The 24,497-nt window shown below is 49.9% G+C and carries 23 protein-coding genes, 4 pseudogenes and 1 riboswitch; of the genes and pseudogenes, 10 read left to right on the top strand and 17 right to left on the bottom strand.

All coding sequences use genetic code 11. The features are described from left to right. Window positions 1–25 precede the first annotated feature (25 nt). Window positions 26–604, bottom strand: coding sequence for a LysE family translocator (locus EDM55_RS14680; protein WP_122960619.1), 579 nt, complete (start codon window positions 602–604; stop codon window positions 26–28). Window positions 605–732: 128 nt separating this feature from the next. Here EDM55_RS14680 and EDM55_RS14675 point away from each other — a divergent pair. The 3 genes and pseudogenes from EDM55_RS14675 to EDM55_RS14665 form a co-directional block, all read left to right on the top strand. Then, window positions 733–1,079, top strand: a pseudogene (locus tag EDM55_RS14675) (WYL domain-containing protein); the annotation flags it as partial. 37 nt (window positions 1,080–1,116) lie between these two features. After that, window positions 1,117–1,363, top strand: a pseudogene (locus EDM55_RS14670) (WYL domain-containing protein); the annotation flags it as partial. A gap of 11 nt (window positions 1,364–1,374) precedes the next feature. Further along, the gene (locus EDM55_RS14665) at window positions 1,375–2,055 is read left to right on the top strand and encodes a YjjG family noncanonical pyrimidine nucleotidase (RefSeq protein WP_122960618.1); all 681 of its coding nucleotides are present in this window, start codon (window positions 1,375–1,377) and stop codon (window positions 2,053–2,055) included. 384 nt (window positions 2,056–2,439) lie between these two features. Here the strand turns inward: EDM55_RS14665 and EDM55_RS14660 are convergent, their stop codons facing one another. Further along, window positions 2,440–3,519, bottom strand: a complete 1,080-nt coding sequence (locus EDM55_RS14660; protein WP_122960617.1) for a M42 family metallopeptidase — start codon at window positions 3,517–3,519, stop codon at window positions 2,440–2,442. 244 nt (window positions 3,520–3,763) lie between these two features. After that, window positions 3,764–3,847, top strand: a riboswitch (cyclic di-GMP riboswitch). 178 nt (window positions 3,848–4,025) lie between these two features. On the opposite strand from EDM55_RS14660, the gene EDM55_RS14655 reads away from it, so the two are divergent. Both EDM55_RS14655 and EDM55_RS14650 read left to right on the top strand, forming a co-directional pair. Continuing rightward, window positions 4,026–4,577: a GNAT family N-acetyltransferase gene (locus EDM55_RS14655; RefSeq protein ID WP_122960701.1), complete on the top strand. Its 552-nt coding sequence runs from the start codon at window positions 4,026–4,028 to the stop codon at window positions 4,575–4,577. Window position 4,578: 1 nt separating this feature from the next. After that, on the top strand, window positions 4,579–6,042 hold the full coding sequence (locus EDM55_RS14650; protein ID WP_122960616.1) for a methyl-accepting chemotaxis protein: 1,464 nt from the start codon (window positions 4,579–4,581) through the stop codon (window positions 6,040–6,042). Between the two features lie 69 nt (window positions 6,043–6,111). Here EDM55_RS14650 and EDM55_RS14645 read toward each other — a convergent pair. Next, window positions 6,112–6,540: pseudogene (locus tag EDM55_RS14645) on the bottom strand (fumarylacetoacetate hydrolase family protein); the annotation flags it as partial. A 289-nt stretch (window positions 6,541–6,829) separates the two neighbouring features. Further along, window positions 6,830–7,342 (bottom strand): C40 family peptidase, encoded by a 513-nt coding sequence (locus tag EDM55_RS14640; RefSeq protein WP_174769285.1) that lies wholly within the window; start codon window positions 7,340–7,342, stop codon window positions 6,830–6,832. A 514-nt stretch (window positions 7,343–7,856) separates the two neighbouring features. Here EDM55_RS14640 and trmB point away from each other — a divergent pair. Beyond that, window positions 7,857–8,501 (top strand): tRNA (guanosine(46)-N7)-methyltransferase TrmB, encoded by a 645-nt coding sequence (gene trmB, locus EDM55_RS14635; RefSeq protein WP_092268591.1) that lies wholly within the window; start codon window positions 7,857–7,859, stop codon window positions 8,499–8,501. Window positions 8,502–8,558: 57 nt separating this feature from the next. Here the strand turns inward: trmB and EDM55_RS14630 are convergent, their stop codons facing one another. The 7 genes and pseudogenes from EDM55_RS14630 to EDM55_RS14600 form a co-directional block, all read right to left on the bottom strand. Further along, window positions 8,559–9,227 (bottom strand): response regulator, encoded by a 669-nt coding sequence (locus EDM55_RS14630; protein WP_246070923.1) that lies wholly within the window; start codon window positions 9,225–9,227, stop codon window positions 8,559–8,561. Between the two features lie 13 nt (window positions 9,228–9,240). Then, window positions 9,241–9,378 (bottom strand): annotated as a pseudogene (locus tag EDM55_RS14625) (citrate transporter); the annotation flags it as partial. Between the two features lie 211 nt (window positions 9,379–9,589). Then, window positions 9,590–10,453, bottom strand: coding sequence for an ABC transporter permease (locus tag EDM55_RS14620; protein ID WP_092268927.1), 864 nt, complete (start codon window positions 10,451–10,453; stop codon window positions 9,590–9,592). Further along, entirely contained in the window at window positions 10,425–11,387 is a 963-nt protein-coding gene (locus EDM55_RS14615) for an ABC transporter ATP-binding protein (protein WP_122960614.1), read from the bottom strand. The genes EDM55_RS14620 and EDM55_RS14615 overlap by 29 nt, the downstream gene beginning before the upstream one ends. Before the next feature lie 90 nt (window positions 11,388–11,477). After that, window positions 11,478–12,641: a DUF4367 domain-containing protein gene (locus EDM55_RS14610; protein ID WP_122960613.1), complete on the bottom strand. Its 1,164-nt coding sequence runs from the start codon at window positions 12,639–12,641 to the stop codon at window positions 11,478–11,480. Then, window positions 12,638–13,162 (bottom strand): RNA polymerase sigma factor SigX, encoded by a 525-nt coding sequence (locus EDM55_RS14605; RefSeq protein WP_092268925.1) that lies wholly within the window; start codon window positions 13,160–13,162, stop codon window positions 12,638–12,640. The genes EDM55_RS14610 and EDM55_RS14605 overlap by 4 nt, the downstream gene beginning before the upstream one ends. Window positions 13,163–13,320: 158 nt before the next feature. Continuing rightward, window positions 13,321–14,037, bottom strand: coding sequence for an AAA family ATPase (locus tag EDM55_RS14600; RefSeq protein ID WP_122960700.1), 717 nt, complete (start codon window positions 14,035–14,037; stop codon window positions 13,321–13,323). A 62-nt stretch (window positions 14,038–14,099) separates the two neighbouring features. Here EDM55_RS14600 and EDM55_RS14595 point away from each other — a divergent pair, with 62 nt between their 5' ends. Then, a complete protein-coding gene (locus EDM55_RS14595; RefSeq protein WP_122960612.1) occupies window positions 14,100–15,521 on the top strand; it encodes a L,D-transpeptidase in 1,422 nt (473 codons plus the stop codon). 135 nt (window positions 15,522–15,656) lie between these two features. Here the strand turns inward: EDM55_RS14595 and EDM55_RS14590 are convergent, their stop codons facing one another. The 3 genes from EDM55_RS14590 to tkt form a co-directional block, all read right to left on the bottom strand. After that, window positions 15,657–16,001: a hypothetical protein gene (locus tag EDM55_RS14590; RefSeq protein ID WP_092268581.1), complete on the bottom strand. Its 345-nt coding sequence runs from the start codon at window positions 15,999–16,001 to the stop codon at window positions 15,657–15,659. 100 nt (window positions 16,002–16,101) lie between these two features. Continuing rightward, entirely contained in the window at window positions 16,102–18,663 is a 2,562-nt protein-coding gene (locus tag EDM55_RS14585; RefSeq protein WP_092268579.1) for a transglycosylase domain-containing protein, read from the bottom strand. 263 nt (window positions 18,664–18,926) lie between these two features. Next, window positions 18,927–20,933, bottom strand: coding sequence for a transketolase (tkt, locus tag EDM55_RS14580; protein ID WP_122960611.1), 2,007 nt, complete (start codon window positions 20,931–20,933; stop codon window positions 18,927–18,929). 132 nt (window positions 20,934–21,065) lie between these two features. Here tkt and EDM55_RS30290 point away from each other — a divergent pair, with 132 nt between their 5' ends. Together EDM55_RS30290 and EDM55_RS14575 are read left to right on the top strand one after the other, a co-directional pair. Continuing rightward, entirely contained in the window at window positions 21,066–21,221 is a 156-nt protein-coding gene (locus EDM55_RS30290; protein WP_170184389.1) for a hypothetical protein, read from the top strand. An 18-nt stretch (window positions 21,222–21,239) separates the two neighbouring features. After that, window positions 21,240–21,680 carry an NUDIX hydrolase gene (locus EDM55_RS14575; RefSeq protein ID WP_092268575.1) on the top strand — a complete coding sequence of 147 codons (441 nt, stop codon included), beginning with the start codon at window positions 21,240–21,242 and terminating at the stop codon, window positions 21,678–21,680. Between the two features lie 56 nt (window positions 21,681–21,736). Here EDM55_RS14575 and EDM55_RS14570 read toward each other — a convergent pair whose 3' ends face one another. The 3 genes from EDM55_RS14570 to EDM55_RS14560 form a co-directional block, all read right to left on the bottom strand. Next, window positions 21,737–22,333: a DedA family protein gene (locus EDM55_RS14570; RefSeq protein ID WP_122960610.1), complete on the bottom strand. Its 597-nt coding sequence runs from the start codon at window positions 22,331–22,333 to the stop codon at window positions 21,737–21,739. Between the two features lie 140 nt (window positions 22,334–22,473). After that, complete coding sequence (locus EDM55_RS14565; RefSeq protein WP_092268572.1) at window positions 22,474–22,680, bottom strand: YqgQ family protein; 207 nt, start codon at window positions 22,678–22,680, stop codon at window positions 22,474–22,476. Next, window positions 22,677–23,075 carry a hypothetical protein gene (locus EDM55_RS14560; protein ID WP_092268570.1) on the bottom strand — a complete coding sequence of 133 codons (399 nt, stop codon included), beginning with the start codon at window positions 23,073–23,075 and terminating at the stop codon, window positions 22,677–22,679. Before EDM55_RS14560 ends, EDM55_RS14565 begins: the two co-directional genes overlap by 4 nt. A 188-nt stretch (window positions 23,076–23,263) precedes the next feature. Between EDM55_RS14560 and EDM55_RS14555 the strand changes: the two genes are divergently transcribed. After that, complete coding sequence (locus tag EDM55_RS14555; protein WP_092268568.1) at window positions 23,264–24,433, top strand: MFS transporter; 1,170 nt, start codon at window positions 23,264–23,266, stop codon at window positions 24,431–24,433. Window positions 24,434–24,497 lie beyond the last annotated feature (64 nt).

The following is a 24,497-nucleotide window of genomic DNA, read 5'->3' as shown; positions in this document are numbered from 1 at the left end:
CTCGTTCACCTCCTCACGAGCTTTCTTACATCCACATCACAATTGCAGCAAAACCTAAAAACAATGCCATGATGACATTTACGATCTTTTTATGCGCTTGTAAAAACTGCTTAAAGATCGTACCGAAGAGAACCCATGTCACAAATGCGAAAAATCCAATGAGCGTAATAGCAAAAGCACTCAATGCTACCGCAGGCATAGAGGTATCGAAGGGCAAAACATAGCTGGGAATAACAGTCATTGTAAACAAGATCACTTTCGGATTCACAAACTGCATGAAGAAGCCTGAAGCAAAGGTACCTGCCTGGTTTACAGTGGGTGATGCTGATGTATCCATTTTGTAAATTTGATAGGCAAGATAGAACATGTAAATAGTTCCGATTATCTGCATGACGAGTAAAATTTTTGGCAGGAATGTCAAAAGCATCGTATTTAGCATAGCGGAAACAGCAAGCAACAGACCAAAAGCAACAGTGGCTCCATACGTGTATTCCATTGCCTTTTTCGTCCCAAAGTTATTCACTGTGGATAGTATAACAATGTTCGTAGGTCCTGGTGTAAAAGTAACGATAAAACAGTATATCAGCAAAGATGTAAGATTCATGAGGAAAACTCCTTTCCCGTATTCTCATGAAATTTACATCGAAATGAAACTGACATATAGTACATTATTGCAGGGTGATCCACGTTCGCTGCTATAGAAAAGAGGCAGAATCCGTGTCCAAACGAGACTTTGCCAGCAAGCTGCAGCAGCTCGAGGGAAAAATACGCAACAGCTGGCTGGTGAATACTGGCGCTCCGGTGCTTGTAAGGCTCGGTTTTACAATCCGACCGATTCCAGATCCAACTTCATCAAGGAACGGGTCCTGCTGCAGGGGCAATGGGGATCGATTATAGAAGAAGACGCTAACTCGTTCCTCTATGAAATCAAAGTGAATGGAACCACCGAAATTAAGCCGTGGCTGAGAAGCTTTGGTTCGAGCTGCGAGGTATTGTCGCCTGCTTACCTGCGGAGGGAGCTAATTGCCGAATGGAAGGAGATTCGATCCTACTATGAATCCTTTCGAGAAAATCTTTAACGATCAGGTCATTTCACGTCTGGAAGAATCGGGAACCATCCCCCTTTACAACGGAGAGCTATCCAGGATCCTGTACGCTTTTTCCTGTTTCAATAAAGAAGTGACGTATAATGAGGAGAGAGATGCATACCGGATCACGCTAAGCTTCCTCATGGACGACCGCGAATACATCTTGTCCAAAATCCGTTTTCTCGGGAGTGGTAGAAGGCAAGGTACTGCAGCAGAGGATGTGGGAAACGTCTGCGAAGGCGCTTGCGAGATACGGAATTACTAGCGAAGAATAACGGAGGCAGAAATGAAATACGAAGTCATTTTGTTCGACGTAGACGACACCTTATTCGATTTTGGTATGACCGAAAGAGAAGCCCTGCAAAAGACATTTCAAGCCTACAATCTCACTCACAGCTTGGCTGAATACTTACCCGCCTACAAAGAAATCAGCAGCTTACTCTGGCGAGAGCTGGAACAAGGCCATACGACGCTTGCCGAGCTCGGCGGCGAGAGGTTCAAGCGATTGTTTGCAGCTATTGGCCTTCCCATCGACGGTTCTGCCTTTAACCAAGACTACCTCGTAAACTTAGGAAAAGAGGTTCACCTGACAAACGGCGCAATCGAGCTGTGTAGTCAGCTGTCCGATTATCGCCTGGTCATTATCACCAACGGCTTTGACGCGGTACAAAAAGCCCGGATCGGCGGCTCTCCCTTGTGCAATGCCTTTGAGTGTCTGGTCACGTCAGAAGCAGCCGGATGCCAAAAGCCGGACAAAGGAATTTTTGATTATGTATTCAAGCAGCTGGAAATAACCGATAAATCCAAAGTGCTGATTGTCGGTGACTCCCTGACTTCCGATATACAAGGCGGTATCAACTATGGAATCGATACCTGCTGGTTTAATCCACATCGCAAAGAAAACAAACTCGGTATCAAACCGACCTACGAAATTCACGAGCTGATGGAGCTCTTGACCTGCCTGTAAAAAGAACCTGCCGTAAGAAAACCTCTATCGAGGCCTGTTCGAGGAGGAGCGACCGCGTTTTAGCGGAAAGTTTTACCGAAGGAATGCCAGAAGCGGACGCTGAGGCACTTCGCCATGCGCTCCGGAATTCATAAGCATTACGCTTATAAATTCCTATACGTTCAAAAAAGCCGACCTCTGCAAATCAACAGAGAATCGGCTTCTTTTTTTGCCTTAGGCGGGATAGTAGATGCTTGTTGCTGTTTTCCTTGTTTCTCGGCTTTATCGGTTACCTCAGCACTTCCAGCTGGACATTCTTTGGGGCGGTTTTTCAACAGTTCCTCGCCAAATACGACCGAGCCTTTCCTATCGTCATGGGACTTTTGTTGATTTATAGCGCAATTGTTATTTTTGTGGATCTGTAAGGGCTTCCTCTACGAAAGCTAGAATCAGCTGTACAGCATGCTCCAAATCATCCATATGTACGATGCCCGTCGCCGAGTGAATGTAACGAGAGGGTAATGAGATCCCGCCAGCCAACGATCCTTTTCCAGCCAGGCTCATCGCCCAAGCATCCGTACCGCCATTGACAACCACTTCACGCTGGTAGGGAATCCCGTTCTTTTCTGCGGCCTTAATCAATGTACGCGTCAGCTTCTTAGGTACATTGTTACCGTGCCCGTTGCTCGGCGTCCAATCATACATCATAATGGCTGGTCCTGCGCCCAGCTCGATCGGTGAGATCCGCTCATCCATCCCAGGTGTACCGCCAGCGAAAATGACGTCAATAGCCAGACTTATATCCGGTTGAATCGAAAAAGCAGCAGGCCCTGCTCCCCGCAGTCCGACTTCCTCCTGCACAGTGGCAACGCCATAGACTGTGGGGGCAATCTCTTTATCCGCAAGCCTTTTCATGACTTCGATCAGGACCGCACAGCCCGAGCGATTATCGACGGATTTCCCACTGTATACCTTCGTCCCGTTCAGCAGCCGCCCTTCACGGTCAAACGTGATGTAATCCCCCACCTGCACCCCCAGAGCCAGTGTTTCTGCCCGGCTGGCCGTTCCCAGGTCGAGATGCAATCGGTCCATAGGAATTGCCCTTTGCGCTTCCTCTTCTGTCACGACATGTGCGGGCTTGCCTCCTGTAATTCCGTGCACAGGGCCTGTTTCTGTCTGAATCGTCAGTATCTGGTTGATGACCATCCGACTGTCGTGATAGCCGACTGGAAGGAAATAGACGAATCCCTTCTCATCGATATGACTTACGACAAAACCGATTTCATCCATGTGTGCTGCAAGCATGATGCGAAACGTCGGGTGTGTCCCCTTCTTCACAAAGAATTGGTTGCCCAGTGCATCTTCGAACGACTCGTCCACGAAAGGCTGAATCTGCTCCTTCATGTAATTGGCCACGCGCTCTTCATCTCCAGACACCCCATGAATGGCGTCCAGCTCAGACAAGTATTGGGTCAAAGCGTTCATGTCAAACCTCCCAAGATATGGCCTTACGCTCTCTAACGTCCATCTTATAAAACATGAAATTATCTGTAAATATTGCACAGAGAATGAATGCGTCCATGCATGTAAAGCTACCAGAAGGTTTTGCCGATAATAATTGATAAGAAAACTAAAAAATAGTTAATTTTACCTACCAAAACTTGACAGAGAAAGTGATTTGATATAAAATTTTGCAGAATCCGACATATATTTACATTTTTCGAAGTGTGATGACAAAAGGCAAAACCATCTAAAGGTGGTGACGCAAAGCCACGGGTCTAAAGTCGCTGACTACGATAGCCGGGTTGCCAAACATCCGTAACAAAATGTCTTGATGTTGGTGACTTGGGTTGTTCCAGTACTTGGGATAACTCTTTTTTTCATTCATCTGATAGGAGGACGTCATGTAAGGGAGAGAGAGCAAAGAGAGCAACAAAATAAACGGGAGAAACCGTTACAAAAAATAGAGAGAAAAAATGGTGGAGTGGGAAATGTACAAACATGTTGATTCTACGGAGACCTTGGCATTGTTCCATCAAATCAAAGAAACCGTTTGGAGTTCCATGGGTTTCGAAATGGAGTACGCCAAACAGGGCTCTGATCTTTACCTGCTGCTGGCAGAAGATGGAGAAGCTGGAGGAACTTTTGAATTTACCCCCTATTCGAAATCAAATTCGTTCATCCATTCGTTGTTTGACGAGATCCTGACGAACGATATGAGAGCGATGGAGGTCGACAGTCTGGCTGTTCTCCCCCGTTATCGCGGGCAGCTCGGCCGAAAAGGAATCTGCCTGATGATCGACTATGCTGAAAAACATGGATATACACACGCTGTCGGCATTGCCGATCCGTCTTTTTTTCGATCCATGAACCAGAAATACAAAATCCAGGCTACACAAATCAAGGAAAACATCCTCTACAAGGGCGCCGAGGCTATTCCGACGCTGTTTCACCTGAAAGAAGTCTATACGGATAAAAAAAATCCACAATACTCGTGGTACTCACCGGTTTTCACACAAAGAAAAGTCGAGGTCATGCGCTGATATGAATCTTTTACGAAGAAGGAATAACTGGGTCGTCATCGTCTTTGCAAGTATTATTACGTTCGTTCAGATCGTCAATCTCATTTTAGGTGTTCCGCTTTCTTTCGTGCTGACGGTTCTCGGAATCTTGTATGTCGTACTGGCACCTTTTACATACGTCTCCAACCGTCCGAGCCTGCGCGAGAAAATGGCGCCATTTATGAAGTTTTTTAACTTCGTCGTGATCGGGGCATTCATGTTTGTCATTGTCCAACTGGATCCTCATATGATCAATATCATGACGATCATGTTCTTTGTCGCAGTCATGGGGATCTATCAAGATAAATGGATCAATATCCTGACGATCGCAGCTACACTCGGCATCGTGTCCTACTATTTCTTTACCCAGGGTGAGGTAATCTTTCATTCCACCTCCCCTATTGATTTGATGTATTTCTTGTTTACCTTCTGCTTCATTTCGGTTACCAGCATGATGCACGCCTTTTTCAATAACAAGCTGCAGCATGAGAGCGAAACACAAAAACGAGAAGCCATCGAATCCAAGGAATCCTTGCAGCGGGTACTCGATCAGATCAATCAATCCCTGACGTCCGTACAGGAATACCAAGAAAATCTCAATAAAGTGACCGATGGCGTCAATCTGCGAGCAGTAGAAACGGTATCGTCCCTGCAGAGCATTCTTCAATCGTTCAACGTGCAGACAGAAAACACCAATGAACTGCGAAACGAAATGGCGACTACCAACGTTCAAGTAGAGGATATGACTCGCTCCATTACGGAGATTTACGATTATGTAGAATCCACGAAGGAAGCTAACCAGGAAAGCGGAAAGCGCATTGGCAATATCGGTACTGACTTTGAACGCTTTATTAAAGATATCCAAGGTACCAACAGCCTGATTCAAGAGCTCTACAAAGAGACTGAGAACATCGAGAAGATCATTCAGACCATCTCCGAAATATCGGCTCAAACCAACCTGCTCGCACTGAATGCCACGATCGAGGCATCCCGTGCAGGTGAACACGGCCGCGGCTTTGCCGTGGTAGCGGATGAAGTACGCAAGCTGGCTGAATCCTCCAAAGTATCTTCGGAATCTATCGCAACACTCTTGATGAACATTCGTGCAAAAATGAAGCTCGTCTCCGATATGATCTCTGGTTCCCAAACTTCCTTTGAAAAAAATAGCGAGGGCATTCTTGAAGTGCAAGAAATGTTCGCCAACGTCGACCGTTACATGCAAGACTTCGCTACGAAAACCAAGTTTCTTCAAGAGTTTATCGTTCACGTAAACAGCATGATGCAGGAAGTCGGAGCAAAAGTCGAGATCAACGCAGACATTACAGATCAAAACAAGGACTACCTGGAAGAAGTGCTCCATCTCGTCTCCGAGCAAAAAGACGAGGTAGTCAAAGTATCAAGCGGATTTGAGAAAATCGAGCAGCAAATTCGCGGGTTGAACATCTAAAAGCCGATTGCTTGCTGCCACGCAGACAACACCCCTAGTCCATTGCTTCAGACTAGGGGTGTTTTATCGTTATTCGATCGCATTCTCCAAGATCCCGAGCCCAGTGACCTCGAGCTGAACGTGGTCTCCCGGCTCCAACCAGCGATGCAATTCTGGTCCTAGCTCGAGCAGGCAGCCCGTTCCCACCGTTCCTGAGCCAATCACATCTCCCAGATACAGGGTCACTCCATCTGAAGCCCGTTCAATCATCTGTCCGAACGTATAGTAGATATCTTTGAAATTGCCGCGGGAGAGCTCTCTGCCGTTTACTCTGGCGACCATCTCCATATCGTAGCGGTCACCGATCCGGCAGGGTGCCAGCTCGTCTTTTGTCACCAGATAAGGACCTAACGACGTGGCAAAATCCTTCCCCTTGGCCGGACCGAGACCGATCTTGAATTCCTTCCTTTGCAGATAGCAAGCCGACCAGTCATTGAGGATCGTATAGCCGAAGATATAATCCACTCGCAGCTTCGCAGGTAAATATGAGCTCCTTTAATCCGTCAATCATTGGTTGAATTTTCGAAATTTCCACCTCGAAAATAATATTCTACCTAGGTAGTATATTGGTCAAGTCATCCATCCGATTTTTCGTGCAACGAAAAAAGAGCTCCCTGTCTATAGCAGACAATGGAGCTCTCGCCCAGTCCATCCTGTCAGCAAAAGGACTGTCAGGATTTACATAAGATTCTTTCGCAACTCTTGCAATACTGAGACGTATTAGTAAGTAGAGAGCCAGATGAGTTAGTTACAGCACACGGCGTGCAGATACAAAGCGTTTTTCCCAAGACGTTCCTTTGAAGTTCGTGAACGTCACCCCTGGTTTTCCATACGTGTGAAGCAGCTTGTTGTTGCCCGCATAGATCGCCACGTGTGTAATACGCTTGTTCGCAGTAGTCGTGCTCGCTTTGAAAAAGACAAGATCGCCCTTTTTCAGGTTGCTTTTGGATACGCTTGTCCCTTTTTTCGCTTGGTCGCGGGATGTACGCGGCAGCGACTTGCCTACAGCAACCTTGAATACACGCTGCGTAAAGGAAGAGCAGTCAAATACGGCAGTGGTGCTGCTCTTGGCTCCAAATTTATAAGGTCTTCCTAAGTATTTTTTCCCAGTGTTGATGACTTTATCAGCTTTCGCTTGTGTCCAAGCCGCATGAGCCACATTTTGTTCGCCAGGAAGAGGAGCTACGATAGCGGTGAGGCCCAAAGTCAGACCCATCACCACTCCGATGATCCCTTTATGTAATTTTCTCATGTTGTTCATCCTCCCTTTTGATCGTGTAGGAATGCAGAAACGGCTCTTTCCCATTCCGTTCCGTTACGCATAAAAACTTCTAAACGAATCCTTTGCTTCTACCAAATGACGTCGACAAGAAGCTTTTTTTATGCAAAGTTTGGCTGACCTCTCACTTGTTCTCTACTTTACCATTGGTTCTGACTCTATTAAATTCCCAAATTATTACCAATTCTTCTAACCACTTCTGGTTATCATTGCTACTTGACGGCTTAAAGCCCGATTTAACAGGCATTCCTCAAATTTTCAGTTAATTTTATTACCAAGATGTTCCTCACAAATCCCCCAATTTTATCCTTCTGTTTTGTAGACACATCCGCATTACATGTGACTTATGTCCTAGTCCCCCTTCTAAAAAATCCCTATGGGTACGAAAAAAGGCTGCCTCCTATCTGGAATCTCGACGATCTCCTTAGCTCTCATGCTTGCAACCTGGGAAGTCTCATCGTAAAGTAGATAGGAGTTCTTTCTTAAGGAGGCACATATGCGACTGCGCAACATACCAGGTGCCGAATCGGCCCTGCGTGAATATCCGACGTTCGTGGACAACCCTGTATCCTTCAAAGGGCGCTGGAATGAACGCTTCGGAAACAACAATCCTATCCATGTCGAAATCGGCTGTGGAAAGGGACGCTTCATTAATACACTGGCAGAACGCCACCCTGACGTGAATTTCATTGCGGTTGAGCTCAAAGCCGAAGTGGTTCTGCGGGCTGTACAGCGCACGGAATACCGTGAAATCCCCAATCTGGCATTCGTCCAATTCAACGCTGCCGTATTGACAGATCTGTTTGCCGATCAGGAGCTTTCCCGCCTGTACCTGAATTTCAGCGACCCTTGGCCGAAAACTCGCCACGCCAAACGCCGTCTCACCTACGCGAGCTTCCTGCAAACCTATCGTCAGGTACTGAAGAGTGATGGCGAGATTCATATGAAGACTGACAATGAAAAGCTTTTCGAGTTTTCCCTCAATCAATTTGCCCTCGAGCGCTTCCAGATGCACAACATCACGTTTGATCTGCATCAATCCAAGCTCGCCGAGGACAATGTCATGACTGAATACGAGCAACGCTTTTCCTCTCGCGGTCAGCGAATTTATCGGGTAGAGGCGCATTGCAGCTTTTCCTAACCACGCCAAAAAGGAAGTCCGGCCAAAAACGCTGGACTTCCTTTCTTTTTCGTGACGTTACCCTTTTTCTTTGGTTCCCCGCCGGTATACTCGTTCCGGTCTTCCGACGACGCCATAGGACAAATCCGCACTTGCCTCTCCCATGGCCACCAGATACTCCAAATAGCGCCGCGCAGTCGAGCGGCTGATGCCCGTTTCCTTGCTGACCTGATCGGTTGTCGCTCCTTCGGTCTGCATCAAGTACGTGGTGATCTTCTCCAGCGTAATTCTGTCGATGCCTTTCACAGGTTTGCTCTCTTTGGACGCCTTCATCCCCGAACCGTGAATCAGGTGGTCAATTTCCTGCTGATTGATCGCGGCACCTTCTTTTTTCAACGTACGGATTTTTTTACGGAATTCCTGATAGCTGCGCAGCGTTTGCTGAAGTCCGGAGATGATCAGCGGCTTCGTGATGAAATCAAAGACGCCGTAGCGGATCGCATCCACGACGGCATCCACTTCCTTGGCAGCAGTCAGCATGATGACATCGCTGTCCGGATGCTGCTCTTTGATAAAAGAGAGAAATTCGAGTCCGTTCATATCGGGAAAATACACATCCAACAGAACCAGCTCAGGCTGCAGCAGCTCGAGCTGATCGACTGCCTCCCCTCGATCGGCCGCGATTCCCACAACCTCAAAGCCGCTCACCTTTTCTACAAAGCGCCGGTTCACCTCAGCAATTCGCAAATCATCTTCTATCGATCACCTTCAGCGGATCACCCTTGACGATTTTTAATATTTTGGCAATCAGCGGTTCAAACAAACCAGCATCCATCATGACGCCAATGAGTGCGGATATTCGTTTAGACATAATCAGGTACATAAAAACGGCAATCATCAAAAAGCCAAGTATCAATGTGCTGTCATTATAACAATGTTCAGTCAATCGGAATAGAAAACGGCGATAAACGACATTAGCCGTATTTTCGCTATTAACTTCATAAAAATCATGGGCTCGTGGACCAACAAAAAAACGAAAAGCTGGACCAGTTGATCCAGCTTCTCAAGGAACGAGAACGGCAGTCATGACGCTGTTCTCGGTTTTCTTTTTATACATCCCTTTTTCCAAACAGCCGAACGGCAAGCCACAGCGCAGCCGCCCCATAGAGAATGGTATAGATCAGCATCGCATCACTTGGGGCTGAAGCAGTCCCGAACAAGCCTTGGGAAGCAAAGGAGATCGGATCATCTGCCGTGTCAAACAGGGCAATCGTCGACTTGCGAAACAGCGAGTCGGTGGGAAACAGCAGGCTCGAAACAATTCCTATATTAATGAGGGAACTCTGCTGGATCATCGAGCCCAGCTGCTCAATAAACCCGCCAATAAAGCTGATTCCATACAGGATGATCAAAATGATCCCACCTGTTACCGTGGTCGTGATACTGCTGAGCAGAAGGGAAACACAGACCAGAATAATCGGCATCAGGATGAAAAAACCGAGTGCTGTCAGGACTTGCCCCATACTCACATGCACAGCCAGCACGCCACCGCCAACGAACTGATTGATGGAGAGCAACCCCAAAAACATCAGTAGCGCGTACAAAGCGAGCATGCTCGCAAGTCCGCCAAACTTCCCAAGCAAGTACTTGCGTCGCGGCAGTGCTCTTGCAAGCCACGTATCAATCTGATGGCTCTCCACCTCAGAAGCGATGCTTCCGACGCTGCTGAGAATCGCAAGCAGTGCCGTGATAATAGAGCCGAAGTACAGGCCCATCCCCAGCAGCTGCGTGGAGAAAAACCCTGTCTCCATAAGCAAGTCTGCGGCATTGCCCATTTCCTCTGCTATTTCTTTTGATGCGTACCAGGTCGCCACCCCATACATCACCAGGAAGGCGAGAGACATCAGAAGGGTAATCGTAAAAATACGCTTGGAGATCATCTCCCTATACGTGATTTTCATGATGGGCCACATGTGCTTCCCCCTCCTTTTTCTGTACCCAGTACAAGAATACTTCCTCCAGTGACTGCTGCTTCCGTACGACCTCGTGCACCGCAGCGCCCTCTGTGATCAAGGCTCCCAGCAGCTCCGGCACTCTTTTGTTCTGATCCAGCGTGATCAGCCATCGCTGCTGCTCACCATCATTACGCATGAATTCCTTGCCATGCACGTACGGCGGAAGCTGCTCCAAAAGCTTTTGGTTCTTTGCATCAACCGTTAGCTCGACCTGCTCGGCTACCTCGCGCAGCTTGCGCCATTCCCCGTGTACGACCAGTTCGCTTCGGTGAATGATCCCTACATAATCACAAACGGATTCCATCTCGCTCAATAAGTGACTGTTGAGAAAGATCGTTTTTCCCTGATCCCTCAGCTCTGCGATCAATTCCCGCACTTCTTTTCGACCGATCGGGTCCAGAGCGGAAGTCGGCTCGTCCAGAAAAATGAGCTCAGGGTCTGACAGCAGCGCGCATGCCAGCCCGATGCGCTGCTGCATGCCTTTGGAGAACCCGCGAATTCTTTCCTTTTCTCTTCCCGCCATTCCTACCCGTGCCACGACATTTGAAATCACGCTTTTGCGTTCACTCCGCGGCAAACCGCCCAGCTCTGCATGATGCTCCAGCAGCTGCGTTCCCGTCAGCCAGTCTGGATAGCGAAACAGCTCTGGCAAATACCCGACCTTTTTCCGCGCTTCCACGCTTCCGATCGGATACCCGAGCATTTGCGCCTTTCCGCCTGTTGGGTGCAGCAATCCGAGCATCGTACGGACAAACGTACTTTTGCCCGCACCGTTCTGTCCCAAGAATCCAAATACCGACCCACGCGGCACTTGCAGCGTAATGTTTTTACAACCTGCCTTGCCGTTGTATTGCTTGGTCAAATCCCAAGTCTCAATAACGTAATCAGTCATCGCCCGACAGGCCTCCTTTCCTCTCCCAAAAACGGTATAAAGCAGAGCCACCCCAAAAAGGGAGCTCTGCCTGCTTGCTACTATTTATTTTTACATATTCTTTGCGATTTTCATCATTGCATCACCGGTAAGCCCATGACCTTCAAGTATGTGAATGTGTCCATCCTGCTGCCAGATCAACTGGCTGCGGTTGTCGGACGTCATGAGAATGGCATCAGCGCCATGCACTTTCACTTCTTTCATCTTGCTGTCTTTATCCGCCAAGTACGGCATCGGCAAGGTGTGCTGCCAATCCTTGATGCTGAGCATTTGCTTCTTCACATTGTCCGGGATGAACGGCAGCGAGAGCATCGTATCGCGCAGCTGCTCGAGATCAACTCCCTCTGGTGCTTTCAGCTTGGGAGCATCCACGACGGTATAGTTCAACGATTGCTCGCCTTGGCGCAGCCAGATCGATTGCGACTGAGGCACAGAGAGCTCAAACTGTTTCCCGCTCAGCTTTTCATCAAAGCTTGCATCCACCTGCAGCTGTGCTAGCAGTTTGTTTGCTTTTTCGGCATTGATCTCGAGCTGGAGGGTAAAGGCTGGATTGATATCTACGCTTTCCACGTCCAGTTCCTTAGGGAGGCTTGGCAGCTTCACGCCAGCTTTTTCTGCTGCTTCCCGGCTGTTGTAATAACGGTCTTTGGAGTCTTTTTGATTCGATTCTTTAATGGAAAGCTTTCCGATCCCTTTTAATTCCTTCTCGCCTGCTTGCCCACTGGACAACCATGCCTCGATTTCCTGCATGTCATTTGGGGTGACTTTAACGAATTCTACTTTATCCATCCGGAAAATCGAAAGGAAATCGCTTGCGGCTGCCTGCACCTGCGGGAAGGAGAGCGACACAGCCAGTACCGCTGCCGCCGAAGCTCCCGTCACCCATTTTTTCGTGTTTTTATTCATCTCTTTCCATCTCCTTTTTCCTACCTGCTTTTGCGAAGCCAGTTGCGGTGGAGCCTTGCTATCCAGATGATCCAGCTTGGTGGAAAAGCGTTGCCATGCAGTCTCGGTGTCTACCTTGATCTTGTCAATCGGACGAAAGAGCTCCTGCTCGATTGTCTGCCCGGTCCAGGTATCCAGCGCTGACAGTTCATCCATCATCCGGCTGCATTCCTCGCAATGCTGGACGTGCATGCTGAACCACTCGCTGTTCTCATCGCTGCACTCCCCGTCCAGATAGGCTTGTATCAAGCCTTCGTCGGCACATTTCACCCTTCATCCCCCCTTAGCGAATCGTACAATTTGCGAAACTTGCTCTTCGCACGTGATAGCAGTGTTCCGACAGATCCTACCTCAGTCCCTGTCGCTTTTGCCAGCTCTACATACGGAAAGCCGGAATACTTCATAACGAGCAACGTACGCTCACGTTCATCCAGCTTGGCGAGTACTTCCCGAACGCCCTCAATCGCTTCCTTTTCCAGCCATGCATCCTCCGAGGAGCGGATGACCATTTCCTTGTCGGCTGCTTCCTTCTCATGACGATTTTGCCTGCGTTTTTCCGAACGCAAATGATTGTATGCGGCGTAAATCGAGGCACGAGATAGCCATGCCGGAATATTTTCGATTGCGGTACGATCCGTATGGTAAAAGGATAGAAACACGTCCTGTGCGATATCCTCAGCCGTCTGCTGTTCTTTGACGATCCGCATGATTTGTCTCACCACGAAGGGGTAGTACGTTGTAAACAAGTCGCGAAAGGAATCCGTGTCATCCTGGACAAGTATGGAATTCATCGCCAGTTTTGCTTGCACCTCCACTGTTTCCCCTCCATCCTCGCAGCTTCCACTCATTTCAGTAAGAGCTGCATCCGGGTGCTCCCGGGTCCTCTCGGTTCGTTCATCTAATAGAAACCGCCGAAACGAGTTTTGTGACAGGAGAGAAAAATTATTTTTTATTCTATCCAGTAACGATCCCGATTCTCCAGAAAACGCCGGGTCAGCTGATAGTGCTCCGTATCTTCATACCGAATCTCCTCTACGGGAGAGGTATCAAAATTCAGGATAGCAGCGCCTGGGTATCCCATCAGGATCGGTGAGTGAGTCGCGATCAAAAACTGTGCGCCCTCTGCCACCAAGTCTTTCATGACGTACAGAAACGCCAGCTGACGCATCGGCGACAAGGCAGCCTCGGGCTCATCGAGCAGATAGATGCCTTTGCCAGAAAAGCGATGGATAAACAAGGACAAGAATGATTCTCCGTGCGACTGATCGTGAAGCGAACGTCCCCCATAAGCGGCATATCCGGTAGGACGCTCCCGCTCCAGCTGATCAATATGGCTGGCAAACTGATAAAAGCTCTCGGCACGCAGGAAAAAGCCATTGGTCTGCTTGGGCATCCAGGATAGCCGGATGTAGTCACCCAGACTTGCTTCTGCTCGGTCTACTTCATACGTGTTGCTGCGGGAGCCTCCTGCCGTATGGAAACCGCATTGGTACGCCACAGCTTCCAGAAGGGTAGACTTACCCGAGCCGTTCTCCCCCACAAAGAACGTGACACTGCTAGTGAGCTCTAGCGCGTCCAGCTGACGGATAGAAGGCAGTGCAAACGGATAGCGCTCCGTTTGGGGAAATTGTTCACGCAACAGGCGGATTGTTCGTAAGTAAATCATCTTTTCCTCCATGCTCACCATTTTCGTCTCACTGTCCGATACTCCTAAGAGGGGGGAGTTCTGTGGACAAAGTTTCCTTTCTGCAAGAAAAAAGCACGTTTCATATGAAATATCCAGATCAGAGCGATCTGTCTTTTTATCGCTGGTATACCGAGCAGCACCCTGACGAAGCCATTGGCTGGTATCACCTCGGGCGAGAAAGAGAAGCGCGGGGCGAGCCTGAGGCTGCTCTGGCTGCCCTGAGACAAGCTCTGCACGCAAAGCCTGGCGCGTACTACAACGAAGCAAGAGAAGCTTATCAGGCTTTGATTCGGAAAAGACGAGAAGAGGATTCACGCAAACGGATACGGCGCGTGCTTGCTTCCCTCCTCTTTCTCTACTCTCTGTTCGTCATATCTCCCGGACCACTGACTGAACCCGCCAAGAGCACAGCGAGTACAGCGGCACAGGTTTCACCGCCTGTCGCGGCCAGCAGACCGCATGTCGAGGTCATCGCAGTTCCTGCCAATTTAGATTCAGCTCAACTGGAGAAGCAGGTGCGCCAGTATGTAGAAAATCGTCGTCCTTCTCTCACACAGCCGTACTCGGTTATTGTCGTACCCGAAGTGGCTGGCGCGCCGCTCTTTACGCCTTTGCTTTACTACCAGCCTCGCAGTGTTCTCGGCATCATTCGTTATCATCCAGTCAATCGTACGATTCTAAGCCAAAAATGGTTTCCTCGTCCGGGAACGTATGAGCAGGATCCCTTGCTCCAACCGGCACGAATCGCTTTGGCACAGGAGCAGCTGGTGACCGAGCACATCCTGACACTGCGAAACGCCTTGTACCGTTATTATCAACAAAAAGGACAGCTGCCTGTAAATCTCAGTCACCTGGCAGGTGCCTATCCAGGCAACTACTTGTCTCAGATTCCCGCACCACCTGCAGCTTTGGGCATGAAGAGCTACTTGTACCGACCTGATCTATTTCGACCGGAAGCGGCCTGGGCTAGCATTCGTGAAGTCGTGCCGATGGTGGGCTATCCCGAGCCCCTCGTCCCGATGGAGCCTTTGCAAATCTGGCTATCGGAATCGACGCATACGATGCGCCTCATGAGCGGCTCGCAGATCGTTCGCAGCTATCCAGTCGGCATCGGAAAAGACGGTTCGACTCCTGAAGGCTACTATACCATTCTGCAAAAGATTAACCACCCACGCGGTCATGACAACATCTATGGCACGAGGGGCATGGTATTTCAAAGCAGCGGCTATGCGATCCACGGGACCAACCATCCAGAGAGCATCGGCAGCTCGGTCTCTCTTGGCTGCATCCGCATGTACAATGCGGCTGTCGAAGAGCTGTACTCCTTTGTTTCCCTCGGTACAGAGGTCATCGCCTCAGACGCTCCTGCACCCGCTTTGCCCTGGAGCAACCCCGCCCCCTTTGTACTGGAGGCAATGCCACAGGAAGAGACGCCGCAAATCGTCTATCGCTGGCTCCACTAATTTCAATTCCGGGCTTATTAGAAAAGACGAATAAGCTGCCGATCCGTTACTTTCCAAAATGAAGAAGCCTCCCCCATGGCGATACACAAACAGCAAAGCGCGCTCCCAAAAGGGAACGCGCTTTTTACATTGGATTTATTTTTCTTCCAATTGGCTTATCTTTTCTTCCTGTTCTTCCGGATTCCAGTGATCGAGCACTTTTCCCTGTAGCACCTTGCCTTTAATGAATGCGACTTGCTGCTCGGTAAAATCAGTGGTCCACTCGATTTCCAATTCCTCAGCCAGCCTTACGACGGTCAACAGTTCGGACCAAGCGACGTATCGTTTGTACCAGAAAAACTGTGGCTGTTCGTTCATGTATGGGTAGAGATCATCAAAATCGGTGTGTTTACAGTCGAGAGCTCGCTCAAAATTCACTTTGGTTTGGCGCAATTGATCCATAAAAAATGTGGGTAAATCCTTTTGTGCGTAGTCAGACATGGACTGTCCCCCCTGTCTCCCGATTTATAGGTATTGTACCACGCAAAAGAAAATGTGCAAATAGGTGAAACTGTTCGAGTTGTTCATCCTATTCCAAATATTAACCGTTGGTGCCATTCACACCTGGGTTTTGACTATCCTGATCCGGTGGTGGCGGTGGAAGCTCAATCCCTTGGGACGGTGTAGTTGATTGTCCAGCACCTGGATTTGCGATATCTGGCGGTGGTAAGGATGGATCTACCGGATTCGATGGGTTTCCTTGATTTCCCGGATTCCCTTGACCTTGACCATTGGAGGGGTTACCTCCTTGGCCGCTATTTTCGCCGTTCCCGTTCCCATTGTCGCTTGGCTGATCCTCTTCGGAGTTGCCATTACCTTCTTCGGAAGGCACGCTGTTGTCTCCTTCATAATTCCCGGCGTCCTCCCCAGCATTCAGCAGGTTCTCCAGCTGAGTCGTGCTGATCTCAGCCACATTGGAAGGTGCCTCTTCTTCTCCGTCCGCGTTTCGAGGAACAACGACGTACTTGTACGGCGTTGTTGTGTCCAAGACGTCCACGAAAACCGTTTCTTTCATGCCAGACGCGATCAGTTGACGCTCTCCGTTTGGCAAGACGCGATAAACGTCATACGTGTATTCCGGTGCTCCGCCAATCCAGCTCAATACGGCTTTGAGCTTGCCGTTGTCGAGCGTCATGTCAGCTGCCAGCTGAAGCGGCGGCTGGGTCTCTTCCTGCTTCTGTTCCTCTTGTACGCCGCCTGGTTTCACAAAGTCGGTGGATTTGACGCCTTTCAGTCCCTCCGCCAGTACTTTGGAGAACATCTGCGCAGTCAAGCTGCTGCCCTGACGCATCAAATGCTGTTTGTCCTCAGGGTCAAAACCCATCCAGACAGCCCCAACATATTCTGGGGTGTAGCCGACGAACCAGGCGTCCTTGTTGACATCACTGCCGCCTACGATCGATTGCGTCGTCCCTGTTTTCCCTGCCACGTGACGACCGGAAATACGAGCAGCTTTCCCTGTCCCTTCCTGAACAGCACGCTCCAGCATGGAGTGCACTTCCCATGCAGACTGCGGCTTTAGAACTTCTGTCTGTTTGACCTCGTAGACGCGCTCCACGCCTACGCTTTTATTTGTAATCTTGCTAATCGAGTGCGCTTCCGACATCACACCGCCGTTGACAAACGCAGTGTAGGCTTGCGCCATTTTCAATGGGGATGTCCCTTTGCTCAAACCACCCAGTGCGATTGCCAGGTTGCGGTCTTCCGGAGCGAGCTCGATTCCGAATTTCTTCAAGTAGTCGATCCCCGTGCTGACCCCGATCTCGTTCAACAGCCAGACTGCTGGCACGTTGAGAGAGTCGATCAGAGCGCGGTTCATGCTGACTGTTTCACTGTATTTATTGTTGTAGTTGCGCGGCTCATAGCCATTGAAGCTCTGCTTTTTGTTGCTCAGCGACGAGTTCGATTCCCAGCGGCTGTCATAATCAATCGCTGGTGCATATACCGCGAGCGGTTTAAAAGACGAACCCGGCTGTCGCTGCATATCCGTTGCATAGTTAAAGCCCTTTGCCGCGTAATTCCGGCCGCCGACCATTCCGGCGATCCCGCCGTTTTTGGCGTCGACGACGATCATCGCAGATTCTACGCCACGCTTCGCTCCGTCTTTGGGGAAGTTTTTCGCGTTGGCGTACTGATCTACCATCGCGTCCTGTATTTTGGGGTCGAAGGTCGTATAGACTTCCCAGCCGCCACGGTACAATTCTTCTTCTGTCACACCGTAGCGAGCTTCTGCTTCGTCAACCATCTGATCGAAGAAAGCGCGATAGCCTTTTTTCAGGCTTGCACCCGCCGTTTCCGTTGGTTCTGTCGGCAGCGGCTGCGCTTGTGCTTGTTCCTTTTGATCCTGCGTGAGGATCCCTTCCTCCATCATCAGTCGAAGGATGGTGTCTCGCCGCTCTTTTGCCCTATCAGGATAGTTGAACGGGCTATAATAGGTCGGTGACTTTGGAATTGCTGCCAGTGTCGCCGCATCCGCTGCATTAAACTTTGGATCGCTAACGGACTTGCCAAGGTAAAAGTTGGCTGCGTCCTCGACACCGAATTCCCCTTCACCCAGGTACACACGATTCAAGTACATCTCGAGAATCTGATCTTTGGAGTATCTACGCTCAAGGCCGATGGCAATGCTCATCTCTTTCGTTTTTCTCCAAAAGGTTTGATCCATCGTGAGGAATACGGTTCTGGCCAACTGCTGAGTGATGGTACTTCCGCCTTCTGCCAATGATCCTTTTTTGATGTCATTGACGATGGCGCCGCCAATCCGGATCATATCTATTCCTTTGTGCTCGTAAAAGCGTTGGTCTTCGACAGTAAGGAAGGCGTCGATCAACACTTTTGGCATTTCATTGATCGGCTTGTAATGACGGTTCTTTTCACGAATGAGACTCGTCATCTCTTCGCCGTTCTTGTCGTATATGACAGTTGGTTCTGCTTTCAAGTCCTTCAGTTTCTGTTCATTTTCCGCAATCATTCGATCTCCCGCGTACAACAGGGCAAAATATCCCCCGATGACGCTGAGAATCAGGAAGATTGCGAACGATACGGCAATCATCAGCAAGCTGTTCTTTTTCTTCCTGACTTTCTTCTTGGCTTTTGTTGCCATTTCTTACCTCCTGATTTTCTCTCTCCCCCACTTGTTATAGACGGATACATTTCGAAAAAGTTTCTGGCTTTTGGCACGTGTCTATCATTCCACAATCGTTCTTGTTTGTCATCAGCATTTCGAAAACTTGAATAGGACATGCCTCCCCCGGCCGCCAATGGTACCTATAGTACCACTGTTTGCTTGCGCTGTGGCTTCATAGTACTGGAAAAAGCCTATCTCCCTGGAGAGGAAGATAGGCCGTTTCTTCTATATAAGACGTTTTACTTCAGCAGTTCTTCTGCTTGGGCAACTACATTTTCTACAGTAAAGCCGTACTCTTTCATGATGCGGTCCCCAGGTGCGGATGCGCCGAACTGGTTGATGGCGATGACTTTTCCGCCATCTCCCGCGTAACGCTCCCAACCCATTGGCGATCCCATTTCCACGGCAACGCGCGCTTTCACCTCTTTTGGAAGAACAGACTCACGGTATTCCGCCGTTTGACGTTCAAACAGGTTCCAGCTTGGCATGGACACGACGCGAGTTTCGATGCCACGGGCTTGCAGCTGTTCACGAGCTTGCATCACCAGCGATACTTCGGAACCGGTCGCGATCAGGATCAGCTGTGGCTTGCCGCTTGGAGCATCCGCCAATACGTAAGCTCCTTTGGTTACGCCTTCCGATGCCTTTTCCAGCGTCTCCGGCAGAACAGGCAGGTTTTGACGAGTCAGCACGAGCACCACTGGCTCATCAGTGCGGGATACCGCGTATTTCCACGCTTCGTTCGTTTCTACTGCATCTGCTGGGCGCAGGATCGTCAAGCCTGGCATCGCACGCAGGGAAGCCAGCTGTTCGATCGGCTCATGCGTAGGTCCATCCTCGCCAACTGCGATGGAGTCATGGGTGAAGACGTACACAACCGGCTGCTTCATCAAGGCAGACAGGCGGATCGCAGGACGCACGTAGTCGGAGAACACGAAGAAGGTTCCCCCGTATACTTTTACGCCGCCGTGGAGCGCCATGCCGTTCAGCGCAGCGCCCATCGCAAACTCACGCACACCGAACCAGATGTTGCGGCCGTCGTAGCTGCCAGGCAGGAAGTTGCCCGCTTCTTTGATCACGGTGTTGTTGGAGTGAGCCAGGTCAGCAGAACCTCCGAGGAAGAACGGGACGCTGTTTGCCAGCGCGTTGATCGCGTTTCCAGATGCGACGCGCGTAGCTAGCTTCGCTCCTGCTTCGTACGCTGGCAGGTTTGCGTCCCAACCGCTTGGCAGATTTCCTTCTGCTGCTGTCTGGAACTGCTGTGCCAGCTCAGGGTATGCCTTCGCATAAGCAGCAAACTGGTCCTTCCACGCTGCTTCCGCTTTGGCTCCCTGGTCAGCCAGACCAGCGAAGAACTCCGTTACTTCTTCTGGAACGTGGAATTCATTTTCATGCGCCCACGCGTAGTTTTGCTTGGTCAGCTTCACTTCCTCTTTGCCCAAAGGAGCGCCGTGAGAAGCACTGGAGCCGCCTTTGTTCGGGCTTCCGTAGCCGATGACCGTTTTGACTTCGATGAGCGTAGGGCGATCCAGATCTTGCTTCGCTTCTGCGATCGCTTGCTCAATCGCTGCCAGATCATTGCCGTCTTCTACACGCAGGTATTGCCAGCCGTACGCTTGGTAGCGCTGTGCAACGTTTTCCGAGAAGGAACGGGACAGCTCGCCATCGAGAGAAATGTCATTTGAATCGTAGAGCACGATCATTTTACCCAGCTTCAGGTGAGCTGCCAGAGAGGAAGCCTCGCTGGATACGCCCTCCATCAAATCCCCGTCACCGCAAATGACATAGGTATAGTGGTTGACAATGTCAAAGCTGTCGCGGTTGTAGACGGCCGCCATATGTTTTTCCGCCATCGCCATCCCGACTGCCATCGCGATCCCTTGACCCAAAGGACCCGTGGTTGCGTCAACACCAGCGGTATGTCCGAATTCCGGATGCCCAGGTGTTTTACTGCCCCATTGACGGAAATTATGTAAGTCTTCCAGAGAAACATCGTATTTCATCAGATGCAACATCGAGTATAATAGCATAGAGCCATGTCCTGCCGAGAGCACGAAACGGTCGCGATCGATCCATTGCGGATTGCTCGGATTTACCTTCATAAAACGGCTCCACAGAACATGTGCCATAGGAGCTGCCCCCATCGGCATTCCTGGGTGGCCAGAGTTGGCCTTTTCGATTGCATCAATTGCCAGTGTGCGAATTGTATTGATCGCTACCTGATCAACAGACGTATGCTGAGTCATCTCGCAAAATCCTCCTTGCTTTTTTGGAAAACGTTTTTGTGAGTACGTGAGAACGGATAAAACATACTGACCAATTATAGCACAAGTTCCTCTCTGCAATCATATTTGCTCTTGAATTTAGGAGGCCCTATTATGTCATCGACTATGTATCTGATTATCGGGATTGTCCTGGCGCTGGCAGGTTTCGGGATGCTGTTTGCCGCGATGGCGAGCTCGCCCATTTTGAAAAAAAATCGGATGGAGCGCCGCAAGAAGGCAGCCGAAAATCACCGCCCTGAGGAAGGCTGAGGAAAACGGAGGAAGCGTATGAGCTCAAGATGGTACACCATGCCGGTTGCCGTGCATGTTTTTTTCTTGAAAGGGACAGAAATTTTGCTGCTGCGCAGATACAACACTGGCTATGAAGACGGCAACTACAGCGTACCTGCAGGCCATGTAGAGAGAAATGAGGAAGTGGTGGCTGCAGCCATTCGCGAGTGTCGGGAGGAATGCGGGGTGGAAATCACGCCCGAGAACATGCGCTTAGTAGGCGTTATGCACCGACAATCCAACGAGGATCGCATCGACTTCTACCTGGTGGCAAATCAATGGGAGGGAGAAATCATCAACGCCGAGCCTGACAAATGTGACGAGCTCGCCTGGATGGACATCGATTGCCTCCCTGAAAACGTGATCCCTTACATTCGCCGCGCGATTGCAAACTACCGCAGCGGGCAATGGTTCGATAGCTTCGGCTTTGGAAAATAATAATTGTTGACACACAAAACCCCTTCACTATCGTACCGGCGTGACGTGAAGGGGTTTTAGCTATACCCTCTTCGATTCTTTTCTCCTGCCCCTGTGCTTCCCCAGCGGATCATATGCCGTACCAAGGCATACAGGACGACCACAATCAAGAGACCAACCAAGGAAATCTTGCTGTAGCGGTAGATGCCTGCCACGAGCAAATCGATTTTGTCACTCATCCAGTAGCCCGCCAAAAAGTAATGAAGCGTCCATAGAAAGCTGCTCGGCAAAAATACCAGGAGAAAATGGCGCAGACGAAAACGAAACATCCCTGCAAGAAACGGGACCACATGACGAACTACCGGAAAAAAGATGCTAAGGAAGAGAATCCAGTTCATCGCTTGATGCCCTCTTGGAGTGCTGATGCAAGGGGACTGTCTGCGGTGGCGCAGCCATCCAGCAACAGGCGTTCCCAGGATGGCCCCGAGTATGTAGCAAAACGTCAGTACAAAGGCAGCAGCCAGGTAGACGCTGAGAAAAGCTTGACCGACGGATTGCTCGGAATGAGTGACCTGCGCACCTGCTGTTATCACGATGATCTCGTCGGGGATCAGCTTGCTAGCCATTTCTTTTACGACGGATACAAATGACGAAATAAAGCCGCCTGCTACCACATAATCTCCCTCCCTTCGCTTCCTCTGTTCATCCTACAGGGGAAACCTTTCAAAAAGGGAGAGAAACGTTTAAGAATTTCTAAAGGATTTCTGAAGAATTTCTTTCAAAAAAAAACGTGCTCGTTCGTGAGCACGCTTTTTCAACGATCTTCCATTGACTTGAGCTTGCTGCGTACCGCAGACATCGCTTCAAAAAACTCTTCCTTGTCGATCAGATTCATTTCATACAGCTCGCGGATCTCGTCTTCAATGAGGAGCAGGTCTCCTTGGGGATCACCTGTATAAATAAACAGACCGAAGCGGTGCAGAAACGCTTTTAAGTCGAAATCACTCGGGCGAGAATTCAATGGGCTCCCTCCAGATCGATTTCCATCCTCGCGAGGACGGCATCGTAGTCAAACTCGACAGCAAAGCCGGTAATAACGATGATCTTCGCGTTCGGATACGCTTCTTGCCACGCCTCCTCTTCTTCCGGTTTCAGTCCGACAATGTACAAAGGATCGCGAGACATCTGAGCATGTGTCTTGCAGAGCTGCAAAAATTCGCGGCAACGCTCCTGTTCCTGCGCTGCATTCAGCACGAGTACAGCGTGCTTGACTTCGCCTGACTCCCTTTGTTCAGCCAGCATTTCAAACGTCTTTACAGTCGGCACCAGCGCGTTCACCTCAGGAAAACGGTCGAGAACCTCATCCAGCCAATCGTCTTCTTGCCAGGCCAGGTAGTACAGCATTGCAGTAGACATGTAGATTAACACCTCATGGATATATACTTGACAACTTTCTGAACGATTCTTCTTTCTTTTCTATTATAGCATGGATGTGGCGAGCATGCCCATGCCACTCGCTTGACTTCGCGTGACCCTTCACGTAAGGTGGAAAAAGTAAGCAGATTTTCATGTAAACTGATTTCGTGTGAAAAGAGGTATTTTCCGTGAATAAGAAGCACCTTGCCCTCTTGTTCTTGATTGCTTTTCTCACCATGCTGGGCTTTGGTATCATCATCCCGATCTTGCCGTACTTTGCGGAAAAGCTGGGCGCGACATCCTTTCAAATCGGCGTTCTGTTCGCCAGCTACAACATCATGCAGTTGATATTTGCTCCTATCTGGGGAGCTCTCTCGGATCGCATCGGTCGAAAGCCGTTGGTTGCATTTGGCCTGCTGGGCTTTTCCATCACCTTTATCCTGTTTGGTTTAGCCGAGAGTTATTCCGCCATGCTGTTCTACCGAATACTCGGAGGCATCGTGTCAGCTGCCGCCATGCCGACAGTTACAGCTATGGTCGCTGACCTGTTTCCACCGCAAGAGCGTGCCAAAGGTATGGGCATCATCGGCGCAGGTATCGGGCTCAGCTTTGTGTTTGGTCCCGTCATCGGCGGGCTTTTGAGCGGATATGGCTTTGCGGTACCGTTCTTCGCTTCAGGACTCGTCGCACTGCTCACATTCTTTGTGATCCTGTTCGCGCTGCCGGAAAGCTTGCCAAAGGAAAAACGCACGGGACAAGCCACACGACCTGCCGGCAACCCGATGGTTTCTCTATTTGGGTCCCTTTCCTTGCTTTACGCGATTCTGTTCATCGTATCCTTCGCTTTTTCGGGCCTAGAAACGACTTTTGCCCTGTATATCAACGACCTTTACGGCTTTACTTCCAAAGATCTGGGCTACATGTTCCTCGTGATGGGGATTATCGCCGCCTTTGTACAAGGTGGTCTGATCGGCAAATTGGTGAAGAAGCTGGGCGAACCCGCTGTTCTGACACTGGGGATGCTCCTGTACGGAATCGGCTTTTTTGCGATACCACTCTCCGGCAACTTCTGGGTGCTGGCACTCATCCTCTCCCTGTTCGGAGCCGGACAAGGGATGATCCGTGCCACTGCCACCGCGATGATTACGCATCGCACGACACAAGGACAAGGCGTCACCACAGGGGCAATCAGCTCCATGGACAGCCTGGGCCGCATCCTCGGACCTTTGGCAGGAGGCGCCGTTTATCAGTTCACCAGCAGTGGTCCGTTCCTCTTGGGCGGTGTGCTGATGGTATTGATTCTGCTGTGGTTCCGCACCAGCTACAAGCGTTTGCCTGAGCCGAGTGCCCAGGCGTAGGTATCTTCAAAAAAAGGATAGGGTCTCAGTCATGACACTGATTCCCTATCCTTTTCTTTTATAG

This window comes from Brevibacillus centrosporus (genome assembly GCF_003710815.1).
In the GTDB taxonomy this organism is placed as follows: Bacteria; Bacillota; Bacilli; order Brevibacillales; family Brevibacillaceae; genus Brevibacillus; species Brevibacillus centrosporus.
The sequence above is the reverse complement of the archived record's forward strand: the minus strand, read 5'-3'. Positions and strand labels throughout refer to the sequence as shown.